Annotated in this window: 5 protein-coding genes; all 5 read right to left on the bottom strand. The window is 70.6% G+C overall.

The window, feature by feature from the left end; translation table 11 throughout:
* Nucleotides 1–122: 122 nt before the first annotated feature.
* Nucleotides 123–923: an ESX secretion-associated protein EspG gene (locus ACTUAL_RS03390; RefSeq protein WP_096497310.1), complete on the bottom strand. Its 801-nt coding sequence runs from the start codon at nt 921–923 to the stop codon at nt 123–125.
* Nucleotides 920–2,629 (bottom strand): PPE domain-containing protein, encoded by a 1,710-nt coding sequence (locus ACTUAL_RS03385; protein WP_440899235.1) that lies wholly within the window; start codon nt 2,627–2,629, stop codon nt 920–922. Before ACTUAL_RS03385 ends, ACTUAL_RS03390 begins: the two co-directional genes overlap by 4 nt.
* A 224-nt stretch (nt 2,630–2,853) precedes the next feature.
* Complete coding sequence (gene pstB / locus ACTUAL_RS03380) at nt 2,854–3,630, bottom strand: phosphate ABC transporter ATP-binding protein PstB (protein WP_015805491.1); 777 nt, start codon at nt 3,628–3,630, stop codon at nt 2,854–2,856.
* Between the two features lie 10 nt (nt 3,631–3,640).
* A complete protein-coding gene (gene pstA, locus ACTUAL_RS03375) occupies nt 3,641–4,555 on the bottom strand; it encodes a phosphate ABC transporter permease PstA (protein ID WP_096497312.1) in 915 nt (304 codons plus the stop codon).
* The gene (gene pstC, locus ACTUAL_RS03370; RefSeq protein ID WP_198320659.1) at nt 4,552–5,511 is read right to left on the bottom strand and encodes a phosphate ABC transporter permease subunit PstC; all 960 of its coding nucleotides are present in this window, start codon (nt 5,509–5,511) and stop codon (nt 4,552–4,554) included. The genes pstA and pstC overlap by 4 nt, the downstream gene beginning before the upstream one ends.
* Nucleotides 5,512–5,631 lie beyond the last annotated feature (120 nt).

Below are 5,631 nucleotides of genomic sequence, written 5' to 3'. Positions count from 1 at the left end.
GGTGGCGACGCGGACCGTGTTCTTGGTGACGGGAAAGATGCCGGGATACGGCGACGACGAGGCCTGATCGACGGTGGAGGGGGCGGGTCCGCGGCGCGCGGACCCGCCCCCTTGGCGTTCGGCTAGCGGTTGAGCAGCGCGTTGAGGTCCTGGCCGAGCTGCATGGCGATCCGGCCGCTGTCGGCGGGCGCGGCCGTCATCCAGCGCTGACCGTCCGGGTTCTCCCTGGTCTGCATCATGTACCGGCCTTGGTCGTTGTCGAACCAGATGACCTCGGGTCCCTTGGTCTCCCGGCCGTACCTGCCGCGAACCGAGAAGCCGAAGTTCCCCAGGCTCAGCTTGGGGCGCGAGAAGATCGCCATGAGCTGCTGCTCCTGGCCTCCCCTGGCGCTCCGCGCGGAGACGGCGCTGGTGAAGGTGTTCGCGTCGTAGTCCTCTTCCCGACGAGGTCTGCGCTGCTCCTGCCCCTGGGGAACCGGGAGGGTCATCGAGTGCCCCGGTCCCGGCCGCACCTGCGGCACGAGTGAGACCAGCGCGTGCAGCAGCGCCGAGGAGCGGATCAGGTCGACCTTGAGCATCCGGTCGTCCAGCACGGCCAGCGCCGCCACGTCACGGGTCGCGCCGCCGCGCGCCAGCAGCTGGCGCTCCGGGACGCGGGCGTCCAGCGCGGCGATCGCGTTGACGGTGTAGTCGGCGCGGACCAGCAAGGTCAGCGCCTCCTGGACCTCGCCCACGACCCGCCCCCGGAACGCCAGCTTCCTGGACTCCAGGTCGCGGTACACCGCGTTCCTGATACCCGCGCGCTCGTCGAAGGTCCGGCCCACGTGGCGGATCTCGAAGGGGTAAGGACGGGGGCCGAGGTCGAGGTCCTCCCAGAGGATGTCGGTCGCGGCGTGGGACAGGCTGAACGAGAACACGCTCACCCGCCGATGACGGGAGGCGCCACGAGCGTCCCGTCCCCGAAGACGTCCTCGGTCTCCTGGAGGTACGAGGCGGTCTTGTGCTCCTTGTCCTCTTCCCCGTTGCCCCGGCCACCTGCGGCTCCCATACCGCCCGCACCCATGCCACCGGCCGCCGCGCCACCGCGACCGGCCGCCACGCCGCCTAGACCGCCAGCGCCACCGGAGCCGTAGCCGCCGACACCGCTGCGGCCGCCCTCGCCGAGGGCGGAGGAGGAGCCGCCCGCACCGAGGCCCGAGCCGCCGACACCGGACCCACCGGCGCCGAAGCCGCCCGCGCCACCGCCGAAACCACTTGCGCCACCGCCGAAACCACCCGCGCGACCACCCGCCGCGGCGAGACCGCCGGGACCGCCGGACAGGCCGCCTGCGCCACCGCGGCCACCGAGGCCACCCGCGCCCGTGCCGCCGCCGAGGCCGCCACGACCACCGCCGAGGCCGCCGGAACCGGTTCCGGTCCCACCTGTGCCCGTGCCACCGGGCGGGAGGTAGCCGACACCGCCCGGCGGGACGTAGCCGCCGCCGGTGCCACCGCCACCGGTGCCGCCACCTCCGGTGCCACCACCGGTACCGCCACCACCGGGGTAGGTCACGCCGGACTGGTTGGTGTTGCCGCCCGAGTTGTTCGAGCCGCCGCTGCCGCTGCCACCGCCGTTGCCGGTCCCGGTCCCGGTGGTGCCACCGCCGTTCGGTCCGCCGTCGTAGACGTAGGTGCCGCTGTTCCCGGTGCCGACGCCGCCGATGCGCCCCGTACCGGTGCCGGTGCCGATCCCGCTGCCGACGCTGGAGTCGGGGCGCGAGCTGATCGAAGTCCTGTCGCCGCTGTCCGAGGAGCCGCTGTCCGAACCGGACATGGGCGGGGGCGCGACGAAGGCGGGCATGGTGGCCCCCGTCTCGGCGAACGTGCTGGACATCGCCGTCATGGTCTCGGCGGCCTTGACGTGGGCTTCCTGCTTCTCGGCGAACTTCTGCTTGATCTCGGAGATCGTGCCGCCCCAGTTGAGGGGGTTCGGCTCGGCGAGCAGCATCTTGGTGGCGTCGGCCGTGCTGAACTGGACAGGCTCGGGCATCTTCGACTTGGCGCTCTCGGCCGCGTCCACCTGGCTCTGCATCTGGGCGCTGGTGTACTGGGCGGACTGGGCCGCGTTGGTCGACCAGTCCGTGACGCTGCCGAAGTAGGACCGCGCGGACTCCGCCGCCTCGCCCTGCCAGGCGTCCTTGCTCGCCGCGGTCGCGCCGCGCAGGTTGTCCTGGAGGGTGACCAGGGTGGTGCCCACCTGGTTCCACGCGTCGACCTGACCGCGCGCGCTGGCGGGGTCCATGCCCTCGGTGACCATCTGCTGGAGGGCGGAGTGCTCGTAGGACATGTAGTTGGTGCCATCGGGCGTCATGGGGGGACGGGTGTCCTGGATCTGGGCACCGAGCTCACGCCGCTGCTGCTCGAACTGGGTCCGGGAGTCCACCTCCATCTTGACGACGATGGAGGCGGCCTCGACCGCGCGGGACAAGGGATTCGCGGAGGTGGACGTCTGCATCTGGACGTGGGCGTCCGCAGCGTTCTCCTGGCGTATGTCGGTCATGGTGGGGAGGGCGTGGGCGGTGTTCTGCCCGCCCTGCCCCGCTGTGCCCTGGTCGTTCTCCGCCACGTCTACCCCCTGGTGAGCGCTCACAGCCCGTTCCCGAGCAAGCACGGTACCCGTCCGGTGCCGCCCCGTCCCCGGATTCGACGCGCGCCGAAAGCGGAGGGTTCCCGGTTCGTCGCCGGGCCCGCTCCGCAGGCGCTCGAGGTGTCAGCGGCACCGATCGCCCCGCACGGAGAAGATACCTCCGGAACGCGCGCGAAAAAGCCCCCCGCGCGAATCGCGCGGGGGGCTTCCTCCGGAAATCCGGCGGATCAGCCGAAGCGGCCCGAGATGTAGTCCTCGGTGGCCTTCTGGGTGGGGTTCGAGAAGATCTTCTCGGTGTCGTCCACCTCGATCAGCCTGCCGGGCTGGCCGACGCCGAGCAGGTTGAAGAACGCGGTCTGGTCGCTGACGCGCGCCGCCTGCTGCATGTTGTGGGTGACGATCACGATGGTGAAGTCCTTCTTCAGCTCCGTGATCAGGTCCTCGATCGCCAGCGTGGAGATCGGGTCCAGGGCCGAGCAGGGCTCGTCCATCAGCAGCACGTCCGGCTGGACGGCGATGGCGCGCGCGATGCACAGGCGCTGCTGCTGACCGCCCGACAGGCCGCCGCCCGGACGGTCGAGGCGGTCCTTGACCTCGTTCCACAGGTTCGCGCCGCGCAGCGAGCGCTCCGCGACCTCGTCGAGCTGCTTGCGGTTCTTCACGCCCGCCAGGCGCAGGCCCGCCACGACGTTGTCGCGGATGGACATCGTCGGGAACGGGTTGGGGCGCTGGAACACCATGCCGATGGTGCGGCGCACCTGCACCGGGTCGACCGAGGAGGCGTAGATGTCCTCGCCGTCCAGCAGCACCTTGCCCTCGACGCGGGCGCCGGGCGCCACCTCGTGCATCCGGTTCAGCGAGCGGAGCACGGTGGACTTGCCGCAGCCGGACGGGCCGATGAACGCGGTCACGCTGCGCGGCGGAACGGCTAGGGAGACCTCGTTCACGGCGTGGAACTTGCCGTAGTAGAGGTTGAGGTCCTTGACGTCGATGCGCTTGGCCATCAGTGCCCGCTCACTTGGTCTTCGGGGCCAGCCACCGCGAGGCCGCGGTCGCCAGCAGGTTGAACAACGTGATGATCAGGACCAGGGTGATCGCCGCACCCCAGAGCCGGTCGAAGCCCGCGTCCGTCGGGTTGTTGCGCTCCGTGGTCATGAGCAGCGGGAGCGACGCCATCGGCCCGTCGAACAGGTTGTAGTTGATGAACGGCGCGTACGCCGCCAGCACCAGCACCGGGGCGGTCTCGCCCATCACGCGCGCCAGCGCCAGCATGATGCCGGTGAGGATGCCGGAGAGCGCGGTGGGCAGGACGATCTTCACGATGGTCTTCCACTTGGGGATGCCCAGCGCGTAGGAGGCCTCGCGCAGCTCGTCGGGGACGATCTTGAGCATCTCCTCGGTGGTGCGCACGATCACCGGGACCATGAGCAGCACCAGGGCCAGCGACACCGCGAACGCGCTGCGGCCGAAGCCGAACGTGGTGATCCACAGCGAGTAGATGAACAGCGCGGCCACGATGGACGGGACACCGGTGAGGATGTCGACCATGAACGTGGTGGCCTTGGCCAGCCTCGACCGGCCGCCGTACTCGACCAGGTAGACGCCGACGAACATGCCGACCGGGACCGAGATCAGGGCGCAGACCAGGCCCTGGACCAGCGTGCCGTAGATCGCGTGGTAGACGCCGCCGCCCTGCTGCCGGGACAGCAGGCCGGACAGGGACTTCTGCCACCAGTCGGCGTTGAGCACGATCGGGAAGCCGCGCTGGATCACGGTGTAGAGCACCCACACCAGCGGGATGATCGCGACGCCGAACGCCAGCCACACCAGCGCGGTGGCCATGCCGTTCTTGAACTTGCGGACGCCGCTGATGCTCTGGAACGTGGGCGGCTTCGCCAGGCGGTCCAGGTCCGCCGTCTCGGCCATCATTCGTACTCCTTGTGACCTGCGACGATGGACCGGGCGATCGCGTTGACCACGAAGGTCAGCACGAACAGCACCAGGCCCGCGGCGACGTAGGCGCCCGCCGACTTCGGGTCGTTGAACTCGGGCGCGGCCAGCGCGATCTTCGAGGCGAACGTGGCTCCGCCGTCGAACAGGCTCCAGCCGAACGCCTGGGCCGTCGAGCTGAGGATGATCGTCAGCGCGATGGTCTCGCCGAGCGCGCGGCCGAGGCCGAGCATCGAGGCGCTGACGTAACCGGCCTTGCCGAACGGCAGGACGGTGGTCTTGACGACCTCCCACTTGGTCGCGCCGAGCGCGATCGCGCCCTCGACGTGCGCGGGCGGGGTGCGGTCGAAGACCTCGCGGCTGACGGCGGTGATGATCGGCAGGATCATCACGGCGAGGACGATGCCCGCGGTGAAGATCGTGCCGCCCAGCTCGATGGACACGTTGCCCTGCGAGAACAGGAAGATCCAGCCGAGCTTGTCGGTCAGGAACTCGCCGACGGGCGTGAGCACCGGCCCCAGGATGAACAGGCCCCAGAGGCCGAAGATGATCGAGGGGACCGCAGCGAGCAGGTCGATGACGTAGGCGAACGTCCGCGACAGCTTGCGCGGGGCGTACTGGGTGAGGAAGAGGGCGATGCCCAGCGCGATCGGCATGGCGATCGCCAGCGCCACGAGCGAGGCCACCACGGTGACCAGGAGCAGGTCCAGGATGCCGAAGCGCATGTCGCTGACGTCGCCGGTGGACCACTCGCGACTGGTCAGGAAGTTCGCGTTGTTCAGCGCGAGTGACGGGACGGCCTGCATGAGCAGGAACACGCCGATCGCCGCGATGAGCACCACGACGAGGACGCCGGAACCGGTGGCGAGCCCGCTGAAGATCCGGTCACCTGGCCGGACGTGCGCCTTCTTCTCGCCTTCCGAGGTGGGGGGAATCGGAGCCTCCGGGGCTGGTCGAGCGGCCGGGACGCCCCCGCGGGGCCCCCGCCGGGGGCCCGGGGCCCCCGGGGGCGGCGCCCCCCGGCGGGCGGTGAAACCCGGCAAAAAGCCGCCACC

The organism is Actinosynnema sp. (assembly GCF_052038725.1).
The sequence above is the reverse complement of the archived record's forward strand: the minus strand, read 5'-3'. Positions and strand labels throughout refer to the sequence as shown.

Coding starts and splice junctions, on each gene's coding strand:
- pstB (WP_015805491.1), bottom strand. CDS start 3,630: ATGGCCAAGCGCATCGACGTCAAGGACCTCAACCTCTACTACGGCAAG.
- pstA (WP_096497312.1), bottom strand. CDS start 4,555: ATGATGGCCGAGACGGCGGACCTGGACCGCCTGGCGAAGCCGCCCACG.